A 19,050-nucleotide genomic window follows, 5' to 3' on the forward strand; every position below is an offset into this window, starting at 1 on the left:
GGGCAGCCGGGCGTCGCGGCAGGCGGCGGCGGTCGCCTCTGCCAGCTCGCCGAGCTGCGCCTGCCCGTCGAGGGCCTGGTCGATCGGGTCGGTCGGGCGGATGACGACGCTGATCAGCTTGCGCCCGGTGAGCGGGACGCCCACCGCCCTGGCACGGGCGGCGGCCTCGTCGGGGTCGGCGTAGGCGTGGGTGAGGATGCCGGTGATGATCGTGCCGTGCGCCTGCCGTTCCAGCGACTCCTGGTGGCGTTCCAGGAGGCGTCCCAGGGCGAGCGTGGTGGCGGCGCGCTCGGCCAGCACCAGGTCGCGCGGCGTCGGCGACACGTCGCAGATCAGGATCAGCCTGCCCCAGTCCTGGCCGCGGGCGCCGACCGTGGTGACCAGCCAGCCCGAGGCCGGGTCGTACGCGGTGCGCTCGGACGGCGCGACCGCCCGCGACCTGGTCTCCCACCCGGCCAGCAGGGCGCCCGTGTCGCGCCCGGCCGACTCGCACGCGAGCACCTGGTGGGCCAGGTTCTCCAGCAGCACCGGACGGCTCGACAGCCTGGCCACCTGGGCGAGCACCTCGGCGGGCGAGGCGCCCTCGACGGACAGCTCGGTGAACACCTCGTGCAGCTGCTCAGAGGCCCGCAGCTCCTCCAGCTGGATGTCGATGATCCGGGCGTGCACCGACTCGGTGATCTGCACGAACGGGGTCTCGCGGGCCAGCACGATCACCGGCAGCCCGTGCTCCTCCGCCGACTTGACCACGGCGCGCGGCAGCTCGCGGACGAACCTGCGGCCGAGCTCGACGATCAGCCCCGAGGCGCCGACGGACGACAGCTCGGCGATGTAGTCGGCCAGCTTCTCCGGGTCCTCCGGCAGGGCCACGCCCGTGGTGAGCACCAGCTCGCCGCCGCGCAGCAGTTGCGCGATGTCGGCGATCTCGCCGACGTGCACCCACCGCACCCTGGAGTCAAGCCGGTCGGCGCCCGCGACCACGCGCGGGTTACCCCGGCGCACGGTCTCCAGGGCGAGGACGTCGGCGATGGTGGGCAGCACGGGCAGAGCCTATCCGATCAGCCTGTAAGAACGGCCATGCAAGCATTTACACGTTGATGATGGAAAGTGCTACCTGATCTCCTCTTCGCGAAATTCGCGGGCCGGAGCCTGCTCCCGGAGCTCCACCCGCCGGATCTTCCCGGAGATCGTCTTCGGCAGCTCGCCGAACTCCAGCCTTCGCACCCGCTTGTACGGCGCCAGCTCCCGCCTGGAGTGCTCGAAGATCGACCGCGCCGTGGCCTCGTCGGGCTCGAACCCGGGGGCGAGCGTCACGAACGCCTTCGGGACGGCCAGCCGCACCGGGTCGTCGGCGGGAACCACGGCCGCCTCGGCCACGGCCTCGTGCTCCAGGAGCACGCTCTCCAGCTCGAACGGTGAGATGCGGTAGTCGCTGGCCTTGAAGACGTCGTCGGTCCTGCCGACGTAGGTGATGTAGCCGTCCTCGTCGCGGCTGGCGACGTCGCCGGTGTGGTAGTACCCGTCCCTCATCGCTTCACTAGATCCACCGATATATCCGGACATGAGGCCCATGGGGCGGTTGTCCAGCGGCAGACAGATCTCCCCGTCCTCGCCGGGCTCGCCGGTGACCGGATCGAGCAGGACGACGTCGTACCCGGGCAGCGGCCGTCCCATCGAGCCCGGCCTGACCGGCTGGCCGGGGACGTTGCCCACCTGGGCGGTGGTCTCAGTCTGGCCGTAGCCGTCGCGGATCGTCAGGCCCCACGCCTTGGCGACCTGGTCGATGATCTCCGGGTTGAGCGGCTCGCCCGCTGCGACGGCCGTCCGCAAGGGCAGCTTCCACGCCGACAGGTCCTCCTGGATGAGCATCCGCCACACGGTCGGCGGCGCGCAGAACGTGCTGACACGCTCGTCGCGCAGCACCTCCAGCAGCGCGGTGGCCGAGAAGCGCTGGTAGTCGTGGACCAGCACGGTCGCGCCCGCGTTCCACGGCGCGAACACGTTGCTCCACGCGTGCTTGGCCCAGCCGGGGGAGGAGACGTTGAGGTGCACGTCGCCAGGCCGCAGGCCGATCCAGTACATCGTGGACAGGTGCCCGATCGGGTAGGACGCGTGGGTGTGCTCGACCAGCTTGGGCTGGGACGTCGTGCCCGAGGTGAAGTAGAGCAGCAGCGTGTCGCCGGCCCGCGTCGGGCCGTCGGGGGCGAAGCTCGCGCGGGCCTGACCCGAGTCGTGGTACGGCAGCCAGCCGAACGCGTCGCCGACCGCGATCCTGGTGTACTCGCCCTCGCCGAACCTGCCCGCGTCGGCGGCGTTCGCGATCACGTGCGCGACCTCGCCCCGCTCGATCCGCTCGGCGATGTCCTTGGCCGTCAGCAGGGTTGTGGCCGGGATCACCACGGCGCCCAGCTTCATCGCCGCCAGCAGCGACTCCCACAGCTCGGGCTGGTTGCCCAGCATGAGCAGGATCCGGTCACCGCGGCAGACGCCCTGCTCGTGCAGCCAGTTCGCGACCTGGTTGGAGCGGGCGGACAGCTCGGCGAAGGTGTAGGAGACCCTTCCGACGATCTTCAGCGCGACGGCGTCGGGCGTCTCGGCGGCGAGCACCCCGTCGAACCAGTCGAGCGCCCAGTTGAACGCGGCGGGCTCGGGCCAGCGGAACTCCTCGCGGGCGGTGGCGTAGTCGGCTCGGAGCAGGAAGTCGCGGGCGGCGCGGAAATCGCTCATGCCCAGGATCCTGCTACCTCACCAGCCGCGCCTCAAGACCGTCGAGCACCGAGACCAGCCCGAAGTCGAAGCACATCGCGCGTACGGCCTGCGGATCCTCGTACGTGTTCGCCCTGAGGCGCTCCCTGAGGTCGGGGTAGCCGGAGACGAGCCGCTCGACGGACTCGCGCAGGGTGGCCTCGTCGATCTGGCCCTGGGCCATTGCGTTGTTCCACGCGACCTCCGGGATCGTCATCCCGAACACGTACGCGGTGAGCGTGGCGTTGGCGAAGTCGATCTCCATCCCTTCGAACCCGGCCAGGCTGAAGCTCCGGCGCATCTGGTCGGTGACCCTGAGCGCGTTGGGGCCGAGGGCGGCGAGGCGGCCGATGAGGTCGGCGGTCCACGGATGGCGCAGGATCACCTGGCGCATGCTGTAGGCCACGGCGGAGGCGGCGTCGCGCCAGCCCACCTCCTCGGGGGCGTGGATGACCATCTCGCCCCAGACCTCGTCGTAGGCCAGTTCCAGCAGCTCGTCCTTGTTGGCCATGTACCAGTAGAGGCTGGTGGCGCCCGCGTCGAGCTTGGCGCCGAGCTTGCGCATGCTCAGCCCGCCGAGGCCCTCGGAGTCGAGCAGCTCCAGGGCGGCGCTGACGATCTCTTCGCGGCTGCGGCCAGGGCCGGTGGCCTTGCGGGGCTCGCGGAGCCAGACGGAGGAGAACTGCTTGCCGGTCACGCTCTCAGCATAAATGCACTCGCACGCCGTTCGATTTCGTCGTACGGTGTGCGAGTGGAATCGAACACTGTGCGAGATCCCCGCCGCTGGTGGGTTCTCGTCGTCCTCTGTCTCTCGCTTCTCGTGGTGGCCATCGACAACACGATCCTCAACCTGGCCATCCCGTCCCTGATCCGGAACCTGGGTGCGACGCCGTCCGACATCCAGTGGATCCTGGACGCCTACGTGCTCGTCTTCGCCGGGCTGCTGCTGACAGCGGGCAGCCTGTCCGACAGGTTCGGGCGCAAGCGGTTCCTGATCATCGGCCTGGCGTTCTTCGGCGGCGCGTCGCTGCTGGCCGTGCTGGCGTCCGAGCCGTGGCAGGTGATCGGGGCGCGGGCGCTGATGGGCGTCGGTGGGTCGATTCTGATGCCCTCGACCCTGTCCATCCTGATGACCGTCTTCGACGAGGCCGAGCGGCGCAAGGCCATGGCGGTCTGGAGCGCGGTCGCCATGGTAGGCGTGATCGCGGGCCCCACGCTGGGCGGCTTCCTGCTCGACCACTACTGGTGGGGCTCGGTGTTCCTGCTGAACATCCCGGTCGCGGCGATCGCGATCGCCGCCGCCGTGGTCCTGATGCCGGAGACCCGCGGCGGGAGCGGACGCAAGGTCGACCCGGTCGGCGTGGTGCTGTCGATCGTGGGCCTGACCTCCGCTGTCTACGTCATCATCGAGCGCGAGTGGAACGTGGTCGGCATCGGCGTGGCCGTCGTCGCCCTGGCCGCGTTCGTGATCTGGGAGCGGCGCTCGGAGCATCCGATGCTCCCGCTCGAACTGTTCAGGAACCGCAACTTCAGCGGGGCGTCGTTCTCGATCCTGCTGATGTCGTTCGGCGCGGGCGCCGTGATGCTGATGCTGACGCAGTACCTGCAGTTCGTGCTGGGCTACGGGGCGATGCAGGCCGGTCTCGCGCTGCTGCCGTACGCGGTGGCGGCGGCCGTCTTCAATGGGCTCGGCGCCGGGCTCGGGCAGAAGGTGAGCAACCGCACCCTGGTCGGGGCCGGGCTGCTGGTGATGGCGGGCGGCTTCGTGGTGATGGCGACGACGACCGGGTACCTGCCGCTGCTGATCTCTCTCGTCGTCATGGGGGTGGGCGGCGGGCTGGCGGGGCCCTCGGCGTACGCCTCGCTGATGGGCGCCATCCCGATGGAGCACGCCGGCGTCGGCTCGGCGATGAACGACACCGTGCAGCAGGTCGGCATGGCGATGAGCATCGCCGTCCTGGGCAGCGTGCTGGCCGGGGTGTTCACCTCGTCCATGCCGGCCGGGGTGCCCGAGGCGGCCACGGGTTCGATCGGCGAGGCGATCAAGCTCGGCTTCGGCGCGCCCGCCCGTGAGGCGTTCACCCAGGCGATGCACGTCGGCTCGTGGCTGGGCGCCGGGTTCTGTGTGGCCGCCGCGCTGCTCGCGGTGCTGGTGCTGCGCCCGGCCGCTCCCGTCGTCGCCCCCGAGCCTGTCGAGGTGTAGTTCACTAGTGGACGCGCGGCTCGCGCATGCTCTGCAGGCTGTCGAGCTTGTGCACCCGCTCGTCGTGGCCGATCTGCCTGAGCAGGTCGGCCACCGAGCGGTAGCGGCCGTACTCGGCGGCGTACGTGCCGGGGTCCGGGACGAAGTCCAGGTCGGGGTTGTCGGCGACGAACGTCATGTACTCGTGCTCCGCGTGGTCCTCGAACTCGGCGTTGAGCCGGTAGCTCCAGTCGGGCCTGACCAGGAACAGCACCCAGGAGACGTGGTAGTAGAAGAACGCGATCAGCCACGGCGCGGCCCTGTGCAGCAGCCAGTTCTGCTTGACCCCGTGGCGCTGGACGAGGTCCTGCATGATCAGCAGGTGCCACTGCTCGTTGTCCTGGTCGGCGCGGGCCTCCACGATGCGCTCGAAGACCCGGCGCGCCAGGGCCGACCGCCCGGCGTGGCGGTGCACGGCCCAGTAGCCCATCCGCTCCCACGCCTGGTACGGGACGCGGGCGATGATCTCCAGCATGGCGAACTTGGTGAAGGAGCCCTGTTGGCCGTAGAGCACGTCCACGGGCTTGAACATCATCCTGGCCAGCAGGCTGTAGTTCATGCGCGGGGTGTCCAGCGTGTCCCGCTGGGCCCGGCGGAGCTGGTCGCGGTCGAGCTTGGGCGGGCCGCTGGGGGCCTCGGGGCGGTCGACGGTGATGACGGTCATGTCCGGTCTCCTCAGGTCGTCGGTGGCGATGTCCTGATAGTGCGGGACCGGCCCTGCCGCGGTCGTCGGCCGCGAGTGGGCATTCACCGTGCCTCCCGCGGCGTACCGCCTGTCCGCCCCGTACGCCTCCAGGCGGACGGGACATCCCCTAGGGGACGGGTCCTCTGCCCCCCGAGGCTCGGTGATCGTCCTCATGTCATGACGTAAGGTCGTTCTAGGTTCTCTCGCGAACGGGAGGATGACACTGTGTAAGGTGAATTTGTCGTATCACGACACCTTGCCGTTAGGAGCACCAGCTCATAACCGGGATACTCAAGACATGTCGGAGCTTCTCGCGCGCCACCGGGCAGTGATCCCCAACTGGGTGGCCCTCAATTACACCGAGCCCATCGAGATCGTCAGTGGTAAGGGCAATCGCGTCGTCGACGCGGACGGCAAGAGCTACCTGGACTTCTTCGCCGGGATCCTCACCAACATGATCGGGTACGACGTCCCCGAGGTGCGCGAGGCCGTCGAGCGCCAGCTCGCGACCGGCGTGGTGCACACCAGCACGGTCTACCTGCTGCGCGGCCAGATCGAGCTGGCCGAGAAGATCGCCAGGCTCTCCGGCATCCCCGACGCCAAGGTCTTCTTCACCAACTCCGGCACCGAGGCGAACGAGACCGCGCTCCTGCTCGCCACCTACGCCCGCCGCACCGACCAGGTGCTCGCCATGCGGCAGAGCTACCACGGCCGCAGCTTCGGCGCGATCAGCGTCACCTCCAACCGGGCCTGGAAGAACAACTCGCTCTCGCCGCTCAACGTGCACTTCCTGCACGGCGCCGACCGCCACCTGACCCAGTTCCGCGGCCTGTCGGACGCCGACTACATCCAGGCCTGCGTCGACGACCTGCGCCACGTGCTCGCCACGGCCGTCTCCAACGACGTCGCCGCGCTGATCGCCGAACCGGTCCAGGGCGTCGGTGGCTTCACCATGGCCCCCGACGGCCTGTTCGCCGCCTACAAGGAGGTCCTGGACGAGCAGGGCATCCTGTTCATCTCGGACGAGGTGCAGACCGGCTGGGGCCGCACCGGCAGCGCGTTCTTCGGCATCCAGAACCACGGCGTGACCCCCGACATGATGACCTTCGCCAAGGGCCTGGGCAACGGCTTCGCGGTCGGCGGCATCGTCGCCAGGGGCGACCTGATGGACGCCCTGCCGGCCGTCGGTCTGTCCACCTTCGGCGGCAACCCCATCTCCATGGCCGCCGCCAACGCCACCCTCGACTACGTCCTCGACCACGACCTCCAGGCGAACGCGGCCAGGACCGGTAAGATCATCATCGACGGCCTGCGCGAGGCGGCGGGCCGCCTGCCGATCGTCAGGGACGCCCGCGGCAAGGGCCTGATGTTCGCCGTCGAGCTGGAGAGCCCGCAGCAGGCGGCCAGGTTCATGGAGGAGACCAAGAAGGCGGGCCTGCTCGCGGGCAAGGGCGGTCTGTACGGCACGGCCATCCGCATGGCACCGCCGCTCACGCTGACGGTGGACGAAGCCACCGAGGGCCTGGGCATCATCGTCAACGCACTCGAAGTCATCAACGCAGAGGCAGCGCAGTGAAGTCAGTCAAGCACTGGATCAACGGAGCCCTCGCCGACGGCGACAGCCGCACGGCCGAGCTCTACAACCCGGCGACGGGCGAGGTCAGCGGCCAGGTCGCGATGGCGTCCGTCGCCGACGTGGACGCGGCCGTGGCCTCCGCCGTGGCGGCGTTCCCCGCCTGGCGCGACTCCTCCCTCACCAAGCGGGCGCAGGTGCTCTTCCGCTTCCGCGAGCTGATGTACGCCCACCGCGACGAGCTGGCCGCGCTGATCTCCGCCGAGCACGGCAAGGTGCACTCCGACGCGCTCGGCGAGGTGGCCCGCGGCCTGGAGGTCGTGGAGTTCGCCTGCGGGATCCCGCACCTGCTCAAGGGCGGCTTCTCCGAAGGTGTCTCGACGCGGGTCGACTCCTACTCGATCAGGCAGCCGCTGGGCGTCGTCGCGGGCATCACCCCGTTCAACTTCCCGGCCATGGTGCCGATGTGGATGTACCCGATCGCCATCGCCTGCGGCAACGCGTTCGTGCTCAAGCCCTCGGAGAAGGACCCGTCCGCGTCGCTGCTCATGGCGCGGCTCTGGCAGGAGGCGGGGCTGCCCGACGGCGTGTTCAACGTCGTGCAGGGCGACAAGGTGGCCGTCGACCGGCTGCTCGAGCACCCCGACGTACGAGGCGTGTCGTTCGTCGGCTCCACCCCGATCGCCAAGTACGTGTACGAGACCGGCACCGCGCACGGCAAGCGGGTCCAGGCGCTCGGCGGGGCCAAGAACCACATGCTGGTGCTGCCCGACGCCGACCTCGACCTGGTGGCCGACTCGGCCGTCTCGGCGGGGTTCGGGTCGGCGGGCGAGCGGTGCATGGCGATCTCGGTCGTGCTGGCCGTCGACCCGGTGGGCGACGAGCTGGTCGAGAAGATCGTCGAGCGGGTCGGCAAGCTGGTGATCGGGCCGGGCGACGACCCGGAGTCCGAGATGGGGCCGCTGGTCACCGGGGTGCACCGCGACAAGGTCGCCTCCTACCTCGACCTCGGCGTCGATGAGGGCGCCAAGCTGGTCGTCGACGGGCGCGAGACGGCCGTGAAGGGTGGCGGCAAGGCGTCCGAGACGCCGGGCTTCTGGCTTGGGCCGACCGTGCTCGACCACGTGCCCGCCGGTTCCCGGGTGCACACCGAGGAGATCTTCGGCCCGGTCCTGTCGATCGTCCGGGTCTCCTCGTACGAGGAGGGGCTGAAGCTGATCAACGACGGCGAGTACGGCAACGGCACCGCGATCTTCACCAACGACGGCGGCGCCGCCAGGCGCTTCCAGAACGAGGTCGAGGTCGGCATGATCGGCATCAACGTGCCGATCCCGGTGCCGATGGCGTTCTACAGCTTCGGCGGCTGGAAGTCCTCGCTGTTCGGCGACACGCACGTGCACGGCACCGAGGGCGTGCACTTCTACACCCGTGGCAAGGTCGTCACCTCGCGCTGGCTCGACCCCTCGCACGGCGGGGTGAACCTCGGCTTCCCCACCAACGGCTGACATCTCCTGGCAGGGAGGGCGTGCGTCCCTCCCTGCCGCGTTCCCCGGTAGGCTCCAGCACAGAGTGAGGGGGGCATCGTGAACAGCCGCATATCTGCCATGGCGCTCGTCGTGACAGCCGTGACCGCCAGTCTGGGTGCGGCCGGTCCCAGTCCCAAGGCCGCCCCCACGCCGACACCGAGCCCCACGCAGAGCGACGGCACGCTGCAGATCCTCACCTACCGCGGCTACGCCGAGTACGGCGGCACCAGCTCCAAGGTCAACTGGGTGGGCGAGTTCGAGAAGGAGACCGGCTGCCGCATCGCGCGTCTCGACACCGTCCAGACCGCCGACGAGATGCGCACTGCGGTCAACGCGCGCCCCTACGACGTGGTCTCGGCGGGTCCCGTCCTGGCAGCGGAGCTGATGCAGGCCAAGCAGGTGCAGCCGATCGACCCGGCCAAGGTGACCGGCTACGGCGATCTGGCCAAGCGCTTCCGCGACATGTCCACCCAGTCGGGCAAGGTGTACGGGGTGCCGTACCTGTGGGGGTTCCACGAGTTCCTCTACGACAAGTCCAGAACCGAGGGCGGCGACCTGAAGGACGTCTTCGACTCCGACCGGGTGGCCCTCCAGGACAGCCCGCTGACGATCGCCGACGCCGCGCTCACCCTCGACGGCGTCACCGACCCGTACGAGCTGACACCGTCCCAGCTTGAGCAGGCGATGACCCTGCTCAAGCAGCACAAGGGCCGGACGTACTGGAAGAACCCGCTCGACCTGGTCAAGGGGTTCGCCACCGGATCGCTCGACTACGCCCAGGCCACCCCGTACTACCGCCTGCTCCTGCAGAAGGCCGGAAAGCAGGTCCGGGCGGTCAAGGCGAAGGAGACCACCGGCTGGGTCGACTCCTGGATGCTCGGCGCGAACGTCCCCAACGCCGACTGCGCCTACCGCTGGCTGAGTTGGATGACGGCGGCCGACACCCAGCGCGCCGCCGCCGCCTGGGTCGGGCTGGCCCCCGCGAACCCCAAGGCGTGCAAGGGCAAGGCGAAGGCGCTGTGCGAGGCCTACGGGGCCGACAAGCCCGGCAAACTCGACGGGGTCGCCTTCGCCGTTCGGCCGCCCGGGGATTGCCGCCCTGCCAGCGGGGAATGCACTGACTATCTCACCTGGACGAAACGGTGGGACGGGCTCCGGAAATGACGTGACATGCCGCGGGCGCGCCCGTCCCCCCCGCTGGGTGACGCCCGCAGAGACGCCCTGGGCCTTCCCCCCGCCTTGGGCGTCTCGTGGCGTTTCCTCTCCCTGCTGTGCGTACCACCTGGGTCCCCGCCCTCGCCTTCTGCTTCCAGCGGCAGAAGTTCGACTGAATGACCAGTCAGTGAGTATGTTCTCCTCATGAGAATCCTTCTTGTCGGAGCGGGCGGCGTCGGGTCAGCGGTGGTCCCCATCGCGGCCCGCCGAGATTTCTACGAACACATCGTGGTGGCCGACTCCCAACAGAGCCGGGCGGCCCGCGCCGTCTCCGCCGTGGACGACCCGCGCTTTACCGCCATCACGCTCGACGCCTCCGACCGCGCGCAGGTCGAGGCGGCGCTGCGGGAGCACGAGTGCGACGTCCTGTTCAACGCCGTCGACCCGCGGTTCACGATGCCGCTGTTCGAGGCCGCCCTGGCGGCCGGGGCCCACTACCTCGACATGGCCATGTCGCTGTCGAAGCCGCACCCGCTCGAGCCGTACAGGCGGCCAGGGCTGAAGCTCGGCGACGAGCAGTTCGCCCGCGACGGCGAGTGGCGCGCGGCGGGCAGGCTGGCCCTGGTCGGGATGGGCGTGGAGCCGGGCCTCGCCGACGTGTTCGCCCGCTACGCCGCCGACCACCTGTTCTCCAGCATCGACGAGATCGGCGTCAGGGACGGCTCCAACCTGGTCGTCGACGGCTACGACTTCGCCCCGACGTTCTCCATCTGGACCACGATCGAGGAGTGCCTGAACCCGCCCGTCGTCTGGGAGGACGGTCAGTGGCGCACCACGGAGCCGTTCAGCGAGCCGGAGGTGTTCGACTTCCCCGCCGGCATCGGGCCCGTGGAGTGCGTCAACGTGGAGCACGAGGAGGTGCTGCTCGTCCCGCGGTGGATCCCGGCCAAGCGGGTGACGTTCAAGTACGGGCTCGGCGAGGAGTTCATCGGCGTGCTCAGGACCCTGCACAAGCTCGGCCTCGACAGCGCGGACAAGATCAGGGTGGGCGGCGCCGAGGTGGCCCCGCGCGACCTGGTGGCCGCCAGCCTGCCCGACCCCGCCACACTCGGCGACAGGATGCGCGGCAAGACCTGCGCCGGGACGTGGGTGAAGGGCACGGGCAAGGACGGCGCGCCGCGCGAGGTCTACCTCTACCACGTGGTCGACAACGCCTGGTCGATGCGCGAGTACGGCTCACAGGCCGTGGTGTGGCAGACCGCCGTCCACCCGGTGGTGGCGCTCGAACTGGTCGCGAACGGCGTCTGGAAGGGCGAGGGTGTGCTGGGGCCCGAGGCGTTCGACGCGGTGCCGTTCCTCGCTCTGCTGGAGGAGTACGGCTCGCCGTGGGCGATGCGTGAGGCCGCCGCCTAACGCGACGGGAACGCGACCACGGTCGCCATCGGAGCGGGAATCAGCGCCTCGGCGCAGTCGTGACAGGCCATGACGGCCGAGTCGTCAGGGAAGCGGCCGACGCGGACCCGCGGCCTGGGCCACTTCTTGTGGCAGACCACACAGGCGTCGCCGTCGCGCTGGGCGCAGCTCAGGCCTTCAGGGTCGAACGTCACCGTGCTCTGTGTCGTTCCTGTCGGACCCCAGTTCATCACGCTCCTCGCGACGATCATCCACCCGTATACCGGAACCGTTATAACCCCGGTGACGCCCGTGATCGTCTAGGCGAGCGTCAAGGCAGGGTGAATATTCGTCCTGGCCGTGCGCGGTACCACCGCAAAAACGGGCATCCAGCGACAAGCTGGATGCCCGTTTTCTGACGGTTCTTACACCTCGGAGAGTGCCTTCTCCAGAATTCCCAGGCCCTCCTCGAGGAGGTGCTCGGGGATGACCAGCGGCGGCAGGAAGCGCAGCACGTTCCCGTACGTGCCCGCCGTCAGCACCAGCAGGCCCTCGGCGTGGCAGCGCTTGACGACCTCCTGGACGGCCGCCGGGTTCGGCTCCTTGGTACCCGGCTTGACCAGCTCGATCGCGATCATCGCGCCGCGTCCGCGCACGTCACCGAGCACGCCGAAGCGCTCCTGCATGGCCCTGAGCCGGGGCAGCATGATCTCGCCGATGCGGCGGGCCTTGGCGACCAGGTCCTCCTCGGCGATGGTGTCGAGGACGCCCAGCGCCGCCTCGCAGGCGAGCGGGTTGCCGCCGTAGGTGCCGCCGAGGCCGCCGGCGTGCACCTGGTCGAGGAGCTCGGCGCGGCCGGTGACCGCCGCCAGCGGCAGGCCGCCCGCGATGCCCTTGGCCGTGCAGATGATGTCGGGGACGACGCCCTCGTCCTCACAGGCGAACAGGTCGCCGGTGCGGGCGAAGCCGGTCTGCACCTCGTCGGCGACGAAGACGATGCCGTTCTCGCGGCAGAACGCGGCGATCTGCGGCAGGAAACCCTTGGCGGGCTCGATGAAGCCGCCCTCGCCCGCGATCGGCTCGATCACCACGGCGGCGACGTTCTCCGCGCCGACCTGCTTGTTGATCATGTCGATGGCCTGCGCCGCGGCCTCCTCGGCGCAGTTCTCGGGGCCGGTCGGCCAGCGGAACGGGTAGGCCAGCGGCACCCGGTAGACCTCGGGCGCGAACGGGCCGAAGCCCTGCTTGTACGGCATGTTCTTGGCGGTCAGCGTCATCGTGAGCAGGGTCCGGCCGTGGTAGCCGTGGTCGAACACGACGACCGCCTGCCTGCCGGTGGCGAGCCTGGCCACCTTGACCGCGTTCTCCACGGCCTCGGCGCCCGAGTTCACCAGGAACGTGCGCTTGTCGTGGTCGCCGGGGGTCAGCTCGTTGAGCTTCTCGCAGACCTGCACGTAGGACTCGTACGGCGTGACCATGAAACAGGTGTGGGTGAAGTCGGCGACCTGCTTCTGGACCCGCTCGACGACCCTGGGGGCGGAGTTGCCGACGTTGGTCACGGCGATGCCGGAGCCGAAGTCGATCAGGGAGTTCCCGTCCGCGTCCTCGACCACGCCGCCTCCGGCGCGTGTCACGAAGACCGGCAGCGTGATGCCGATGCCCGAAGGGACGGCGGCCTGCTTGCGAGCCAGCAGCTCCTGCGACTTCGGGCCGGGGATGGCGGTGACGAGACGACGCTCCTGCGGAATGCTCATGGCCTCGACGGTACGGGCCGCCACAAGGTGGGCCGATACGTCGATATGGCACACTGGAGGGGCTCGGACCTGCCGGAATGTACAACTGCCGGAACGGACAAACTCACTCGTATGGCGCCTTCGCTGCAGACCGTGGTGCGACGGATGGGGCTCCGCCCGCTCGCGGGAACGCTCGGCTCGGTCGTCCGCTGGGTGGCGGTGAGCGAGCTGGAGGATCCGACACCCTACCTGGAGGGCGACGAGCTGCTGCTCACGACCGGGATGCGGCTTCACCAGGACTTCCCCGACTACGTCGCCCGGCTGGTGGCGCGGGGCGTGGCGGGGCTCGGCTTCGCCGTCGGGCTCACCCACGAGGACGTCCCGCCCGCCCTGATCGAGGCCGCCCGCGACGCCGGGCTGCCGCTGCTCGAGGTGCCGCGCGAGACGCCGTTCATCGCGATCGGCAAGGCCGTCAGCGAGCTGCTCGCCGCCGAACAGTACGAGGAGATCACCCGCGCCTTCGCCGCCCAGGGCCGCCTCACCCGCGCCGCGCTGCGTCCCGAAGGCACGCACGCGGTCGTTGACCGGCTGGCCAAGGAGATCGGCGGCTGGGCCGCCCTGCTGGACGAGTCGGGGGAGGTGCTGCACGCCACGCGCGGCGCCCGCGCCGAGGCGGCCGTCGAGGCCCTCGCCCGGCTGCGTGGGAGAGCCACCCGTGAGGCGGCGAGCCCGTCCAGCCTGGCGCTCTCCGGGCCCGGTGAGCACATCGTCGTGCAGCCGCTCGGTGGTGGGCCGCGGCCGCGCGGGTTCTTCGCCGCGGGGGCCGGGCACGCCTTCTCCGCCGTCGCGCACACCGTGATCAACGCCGCCGGGTCGCTGCTCACACTGGCCGTGGAGCAGGGCGGGGCGCAGCGCGAGGCCGGGCGGCGCGTCCGCACCGCCGTCCTGCGCCTGCTGCTCGCGGGGGAGGAGGGGCAGGCGCGCGCGGTGCTCGGCCCGCTCGGGGGGCGGCTGCCGGACGAGCCGTTCGTCGTCCTCACCGCCGCGGGCGACGCGCTCGACCTCCTCGAACCGCACGCCTTCGCGGCACGCCTCGACGAGCCGCAGGGCCCGGATCTCGTGGTCGCGCTGGTCGCCGAAGGGGCGGTCGAGCAGGTGGCCGGGCAGGTCGAGGGGCCCGTCGGGGCTAGCCTGGCCGGGACGTACCACGACCTGCTCGGCGCCGTCGGCCAGGCGCGGCGGGCGTTCGAGACCGGCAGGAGCGGGCTGACCCGGTTCGGCGAGCTGGCCGGGCAGGGGCTGCTCGCGCTGGTCGAACCGGCCGCCGCCGAGGCGTTCGCCGACGCCCTGCTCGCCCCCCTCACCGGCTACGGCTCGCGAGCCGACCTGGTCGAGTCGCTGCGCGCCTACCTCGACAGCAACGGCCACTGGGACGCCGCCGCGCAACGGCTCGGGATCCACCGCCACACGCTGCGCTACCGCATGCGGCGCGTCACCGAACTGCTCGGACGCGACCTCGACGACCCGGGAGTCCGGGCCGAGCTGTGGATCGCGCTGACGGCTACTGCTTCGACACGAGGTAGCAGGAGATCGTCGCCGTCGTGACAGCCTCGTAGGTGCGGCCGTCGCGCAGGTGCCCGGCACGCTCCAGGCTGATCGCCCCCTGGGCCGCCGCCCACAGGGCGTCGGCGATCTTGCGGGGCTGGGTCGGGACGAGGTACCCGGCGGAGATGCAGTCGGCGATCACCCGGTCGAGGATGTTCAGCGCCGCGCGGGCGAGCGTCCTGGCCCGCTCGCTGGGCTCGAAGCCGGGGATCGCGCGCTCGAACATCAGGCTGTAGTAGCCGGGCTCTGACAGGCACGCCTGCCGGTAGGCGGGGCCGAGGGCCGTCAGGTACTCGAACGGGTCGCGACGTTGCGGCACGCTCTCCAGGAAGCGCCGAAAGCGCTCGAACCCCTCCAGGTAGAGGGCCTCGGCCAGGCCCTCGCGGTTGCCGAACATCGTGTAGATGACGGTGGTGGTGTAGCCCGCCTCGGTGGCGATCCTGCGCATGGTCAGGCTCTCGGGGCCCTCGGAGACCAGCAGGTTCACCGCGACGTCGAGGAGCTTGGACCTGAGCTCGTCGTGAGTGGCCCGTTCGCCCAGCAGATAGGCGCCCTGGAGCCCGAGCGGGGCCGAGGTCACGAGACCTCCTTCGTGCCCAAGGAATGGTGCTTCCTTGTGACCTCACGTCGTTCGGTCACGGGGCCCACGCCTTTCTGGTCGGGGGCCTGCCGCGCTGCAGACCCGCACACGATGACTTAGCCATGGCGGAGCACGTTCAAACCGCTCCGCATGGTAAACATCCCGAATTAGGTCTACTTCTGTTACATCGTGGGTATACACCAGGGCTTGTACTTATCGGTGAGCCCGGGCGAGCCTCTTGTGCACTGCGGTGTAAGTCCCCGCCCGTCCGGTTGGCATAACGTCGTGAGTATGGACGTGCGTACCTTCTGGCTCGCAGGCCGCCCCGCCACCGGCGACGCCGAGCTCACCGTGACCAATCCCCACGACGGTCGCGAAGTCGGCCGTTACTCCGTGCCGACCGACGCCCAGGTGGAGGAGGCCGTCGCGGCCGCCGCCGCGGTGGCCAAGGAGGCAGCCGCGCTGCCCGTGCACGTGCGCGCGGAGGCGCTGGCCCATGTCTCGCGCCGGCTGTCGGAGCGGGCCGACGAGATCGCCCAGCTGATCAGCGCCGAGAACGGCAAGCCGATCTTCTGGGCCCGTGGCGAGGTGAACCGCGCCATCGCCACCTTCCGCTTCGCCGCCGAGGAGGCCCGCCGCTGGTCGGGCGATGTGCAGCGGCTCGACACCGAGCCCGCCGCCGCCGGCCGCCTCGCCTACGTCTCCCGCGTGCCGCACGGGCCCGTGCTCGCGATCACGCCCTTCAACTTCCCGCTGAACCTGGTCGCGCACAAGGTCGCGCCGGCGATCGCGGTCGGCGCCCCCGTGGTCGTCAAGCCCGCCCCCGCCACGCCGCTCTCCTCGCTCGTCCTCGGCGAGATCCTGGCCGAGACGGACCTGCCCGCCGGGATGTTCTCGGTGCTGCCGGTCGAGAACGAGCGCGCCTCCGCCCTGGTGCACGACCCGCGCCTGCCGGTGGTGTCGTTCACCGGCTCGGCCCCCGTCGGCTACTCGATCGCGGACGAGGTGCCGCGCAAGCACGTGACGCTGGAACTGGGCGGCAACGCGGCGGCGGTCGTCCTGGCCGACGCCGACCTCGACTGGGCGGCCCAGCGCGTCGCCCTGTTCTCCAACTACCAGGCGGGGCAGAGCTGCATCGCCGTGCAGCGGGTGATCGTCGAGCAGCCCGTCTACGACGCGTTCGTCGAGCGGCTGCTCCCGGCCGTCGCGGCCCTCGTCACCGGAGACCCCGCCGACGAGAAGACCCAGGTCGGCCCGCTCGTCTCGGTCGCCGCCGCAGAGCGGGTCGAGCAGTGGGTGACCGAGGCGGTCGCCGCGGGCGCGCGCGTGCTGGCGGGCGGCACCCGCGAGGGCGCCACGGTCGCGCCGACGGTCCTGGCGGACGTGCCGCACGACGCCAAGGTCGCCTGCGAGGAGGTCTTCGGGCCCGTCATGATCCTCCAGTCCGCGGCGTCGATCGACGAGGCGTACGCGATGGTCAACGACTCCAGGTACGGCCTGCAGGCCGGGGTGTTCACCCGCTCCCTGGACTCCGCCTTCCGGGCCAACAGGGAGCTGGAGGTGGGCGGCGTGATCATCGGTGACGTGCCGTCCTACCGGGCGGACCAGATGCCGTACGGCGGGGTGAAGGACTCCGGCATCGGCCGCGAGGGCCTCCACTCGGCCATGGAGGACCTGACCTACGAGAAGGTCATGGTCCTGACGGGGCTGTCGCTCTAAGCAGCCGGCCCCTGGGGCCGGGCCGGTAACACGCCTGCGTCGCCTACCGACCCGGCCCTCGGGGCCGGGTCGGTAGCGCGTCTGAGGGCCCGGCCCCGCACGGCCGGGTCGTCAGCGGCCGGAACGTCAGGCGTGTTCCGCTGTGGCGAAGAGGGCCTTGGCGGAGTCGCCGAAGACGGGGCCGTACATGGTGCCCTGGTCGTTGCTGTACTTGAAGCTGCTTAGCGAGACGATCTTGCCCTCGCCCCTGGCCGGGTCGAAGCCGGTGAACCACGGGCCGCCGCTCGAACCCGCGGTCATGTCGCAGGCCAGCCCCTGGTCGTGGGTCTGGTTGTACGGGTCCTCGCGCAGGCGCCCGGCGCAGTAGATCAGCCTCTCGCCGTCGTACGGGGGGTCGGCCGGGTAGCCGAAGGCGTAGGTCTGGGTTCCGCGCTTGGCGTCGAAGGCGATCTCCTGGGCGCCGGCCACGTCCGCGACGTGCCTGCCCTGCCAGGTGGTGAGCGCGACCATGCCGACGTCGTGGCTGTCGTCGCCGCTGCGCGACCACTGGCCGGCGACGAACATGCGACGGGCGGCGTACTGCCCGTACGGACGGCCGCCGCCCTCGCGGTAGCCGGGGACGAACGTCCAGTTGTCGGCCCACTCGCCCGTGCCGTCCTTGACGCAGTGCCCCGCAGTGACCACGACGTCCCGGTTGGCGCTCTTGACCGTGCTCGCAGAGCAGACGAAGTCGACCCCGGCGAGCGTGAGGAAGACGCGGCCGGTGGTCCTGGCGACCGCGCCGGTGGTCGGCCAGTTCGCGCCCGAGGTGGGGGCGAGCGGCACGGCGCCCTGGTGGCGCCGGGTGGCCGGCTTCGCCCTCGCCCCCGACAGGTCGGGGGCGCTCGTGAGACCCGCTTTGCCGCCCAGCCCGCTCAGCAGGCCGCCGTCGGCGATGCCGAGCATGCTGATCGGCAGCGCGGACGCCATGCGCGCAGGGGTCCAGTAGTCGAGCACGCGCCGCTGCTCGGCGGAGCCGCGGGCGGCCTCGTGCTCGACGACCTCGGACCGCGCGGCCGTCCGCGCCGCGTGGACGGCGGACGGACGGGCGGGCTGCTGGTGCTGCGGGTGCTGCGGCTCGGCTGCCGCGCCGACCAGGGCCGGGGTCATCAGGCCGACGACGAGCGGTGCGGCGGCGAGCAGGGGGGCGCTCAGAGGCATGGCCCCGAGTCTGCACTACGAACTGTGATCTGGTGACTACTTTTGGTCAATTGCTTTAGAGTGCGTTCGTGCTCTGGGCGGCTTGATAGACGGCTTGCGCTTCCGTCCCGAAATACGGGCCGAACATCACGTTCGGCGCGAAGTTGTATGTGAAGCTGTTGACGGAGTTCTGCATTCCCAGACCGGTCGACTCGTTGAAATTCTGGAACCACGGACCGCCGCTCGAACCCCCTGTCATGCCGCAGGTCATGCCCTGGTCCCTGGTCATCGCACGGTCGTCGAACACGCGTCCGCTGCAGAAGATCAGCCGCGACCCGTCGAACGGTGCGGCGGCCGGGAAGCCGAACGCGTGCATCTGCTGCCGCCTGGCCTGGTTGAACGCCAGGCCCTGGCCGCCCACCACGTCGACCAGGGTCCGGCCTCCCAGGGGCGCCACCACGGCGGCGGCGACGTCGAAGTTGACGTCCTCGCCGGCGTTCCACTGCTGGGTGGTGAGCAGCCTGGTGGCCACCCAGGTGCCGAAGGGGCGGTTGCCCGCGTTGTAGCCCGGCACGAACACCCAGTTGCTGTGGAAGGCGCCGTCGAGCTTGACGCAGTGCCCGGCGGTGATCACGACGCTCTTGTTCGCGCTGGTCACGGCGGAGCCCGAGCAGGACGCGGTGCGTCCCTGGTGGGTGAAGAAGACGCGGCCCGTGGTCCTGGCGACCGCGCCGCCACCGGGCCACACGGAGGCGGCGGTCGCGGCGGCCTGGGACAGGATGCCCGCGCCCCGCCTGGTCGCGGGCGGGGCGGCCCACGGCGAGCCCTGGGGGGGCGCGCCGGGCCCGTCGAGGGTCATCCTGATGTTCCTCCTGGGGGACGGGGCGGCGAGCGGTTGCGCGGCCTCCAACCGCGG

The 19,050-nt window shown here is 70.6% G+C and carries 16 protein-coding genes; 7 read left to right on the top strand and 9 right to left on the bottom strand.

Annotated elements, in window-relative coordinates; all coding sequences use genetic code 11:
- The 3 genes from ABZ297_RS40420 to ABZ297_RS40430 all read right to left on the bottom strand — a co-directional run.
- On the bottom strand, positions 1-1,041 hold a 1,041-nt coding region (locus ABZ297_RS40420), incomplete at its 3' end, for a PucR family transcriptional regulator ligand-binding domain-containing protein (RefSeq protein WP_355357628.1).
- A 69-nt stretch (positions 1,042-1,110) separates the two neighbouring features.
- Positions 1,111-2,727: an AMP-binding protein gene (locus ABZ297_RS40425; RefSeq protein ID WP_355357631.1), complete on the bottom strand. Its 1,617-nt coding sequence runs from the start codon at positions 2,725-2,727 to the stop codon at positions 1,111-1,113.
- A 13-nt stretch (positions 2,728-2,740) separates the two neighbouring features.
- Positions 2,741-3,442, bottom strand: a complete 702-nt coding sequence (locus tag ABZ297_RS40430; protein WP_355357634.1) for a TetR/AcrR family transcriptional regulator C-terminal domain-containing protein — start codon at positions 3,440-3,442, stop codon at positions 2,741-2,743.
- A gap of 54 nt (positions 3,443-3,496) precedes the next feature.
- Here ABZ297_RS40430 and ABZ297_RS40435 point away from each other — a divergent pair, with 54 nt between their 5' ends.
- Positions 3,497-4,948 carry an MFS transporter gene (locus ABZ297_RS40435; protein ID WP_355357637.1) on the top strand — a complete coding sequence of 484 codons (1,452 nt, stop codon included), beginning with the start codon at positions 3,497-3,499 and terminating at the stop codon, positions 4,946-4,948.
- A 4-nt stretch (positions 4,949-4,952) separates the two neighbouring features.
- Here ABZ297_RS40435 and ABZ297_RS40440 read toward each other — a convergent pair whose 3' ends face one another.
- Entirely contained in the window at positions 4,953-5,651 is a 699-nt protein-coding gene (locus ABZ297_RS40440) for an alternative oxidase (protein ID WP_355357640.1), read from the bottom strand.
- A 319-nt stretch (positions 5,652-5,970) separates the two neighbouring features.
- Here ABZ297_RS40440 and ABZ297_RS40445 point away from each other — a divergent pair, with 319 nt between their 5' ends.
- The 4 genes from ABZ297_RS40445 to ABZ297_RS40460 all read left to right on the top strand — a co-directional run bounded on the left by ABZ297_RS40445 (position 5,971) and on the right by ABZ297_RS40460 (position 11,339).
- Positions 5,971-7,248 carry an aspartate aminotransferase family protein gene (locus ABZ297_RS40445; protein WP_355357643.1) on the top strand — a complete coding sequence of 426 codons (1,278 nt, stop codon included), beginning with the start codon at positions 5,971-5,973 and terminating at the stop codon, positions 7,246-7,248.
- Positions 7,245-8,750, top strand: coding sequence for a CoA-acylating methylmalonate-semialdehyde dehydrogenase (locus ABZ297_RS40450; RefSeq protein ID WP_355357646.1), 1,506 nt, complete (start codon positions 7,245-7,247; stop codon positions 8,748-8,750). Before ABZ297_RS40445 ends, ABZ297_RS40450 begins: the two co-directional genes overlap by 4 nt.
- A gap of 99 nt (positions 8,751-8,849) precedes the next feature.
- Positions 8,850-9,935, top strand: coding sequence for an extracellular solute-binding protein (locus ABZ297_RS40455; protein WP_355357649.1), 1,086 nt, complete (start codon positions 8,850-8,852; stop codon positions 9,933-9,935).
- A gap of 195 nt (positions 9,936-10,130) precedes the next feature.
- Positions 10,131-11,339, top strand: a complete 1,209-nt coding sequence (locus tag ABZ297_RS40460) for a saccharopine dehydrogenase C-terminal domain-containing protein (protein ID WP_355357652.1) — start codon at positions 10,131-10,133, stop codon at positions 11,337-11,339.
- Here the strand turns inward: ABZ297_RS40460 and ABZ297_RS40465 are convergent.
- Entirely contained in the window at positions 11,336-11,569 is a 234-nt protein-coding gene (locus ABZ297_RS40465) for a hypothetical protein (RefSeq protein WP_350805187.1), read from the bottom strand. The genes ABZ297_RS40460 and ABZ297_RS40465 overlap by 4 nt on opposite strands.
- A gap of 174 nt (positions 11,570-11,743) precedes the next feature.
- Positions 11,744-13,072, bottom strand: coding sequence for a 4-aminobutyrate--2-oxoglutarate transaminase (gene gabT / locus ABZ297_RS40470; protein ID WP_355357655.1), 1,329 nt, complete (start codon positions 13,070-13,072; stop codon positions 11,744-11,746).
- A 111-nt stretch (positions 13,073-13,183) separates the two neighbouring features.
- Here gabT and ABZ297_RS40475 point away from each other — a divergent pair, with 111 nt between their 5' ends.
- On the top strand, positions 13,184-14,656 hold the full coding sequence (locus ABZ297_RS40475) for a PucR family transcriptional regulator (protein ID WP_355357658.1): 1,473 nt from the start codon (positions 13,184-13,186) through the stop codon (positions 14,654-14,656).
- On the opposite strand, the gene ABZ297_RS40480 is transcribed toward ABZ297_RS40475, so the two are convergent.
- The gene (locus tag ABZ297_RS40480) at positions 14,613-15,236 is read right to left on the bottom strand and encodes a TetR/AcrR family transcriptional regulator (RefSeq protein ID WP_355357661.1); all 624 of its coding nucleotides are present in this window, start codon (positions 15,234-15,236) and stop codon (positions 14,613-14,615) included. The genes ABZ297_RS40475 and ABZ297_RS40480 overlap by 44 nt on opposite strands.
- Before the next feature lie 291 nt (positions 15,237-15,527).
- On the opposite strand from ABZ297_RS40480, the gene ABZ297_RS40485 reads away from it, so the two are divergent.
- Positions 15,528-16,955: an aldehyde dehydrogenase family protein gene (locus tag ABZ297_RS40485; RefSeq protein ID WP_355357664.1), complete on the top strand. Its 1,428-nt coding sequence runs from the start codon at positions 15,528-15,530 to the stop codon at positions 16,953-16,955.
- A 126-nt stretch (positions 16,956-17,081) separates the two neighbouring features.
- On the opposite strand, the gene ABZ297_RS40490 is transcribed toward ABZ297_RS40485, so the two are convergent.
- Entirely contained in the window at positions 17,082-18,155 is a 1,074-nt protein-coding gene (locus tag ABZ297_RS40490) for a trypsin-like peptidase domain-containing protein (RefSeq protein ID WP_355357667.1), read from the bottom strand.
- A gap of 55 nt (positions 18,156-18,210) precedes the next feature.
- A partial coding sequence (locus tag ABZ297_RS40495) for a peptidase (protein ID WP_355357670.1) occupies positions 18,211-19,050 on the bottom strand: 840 nt, incomplete at its 5' end.

It is taken from the genome of Nonomuraea sp. NPDC005983 (assembly GCF_040614375.1).
Lineage (GTDB): Bacteria > Actinomycetota > Actinomycetes > Streptosporangiales > Streptosporangiaceae > Nonomuraea.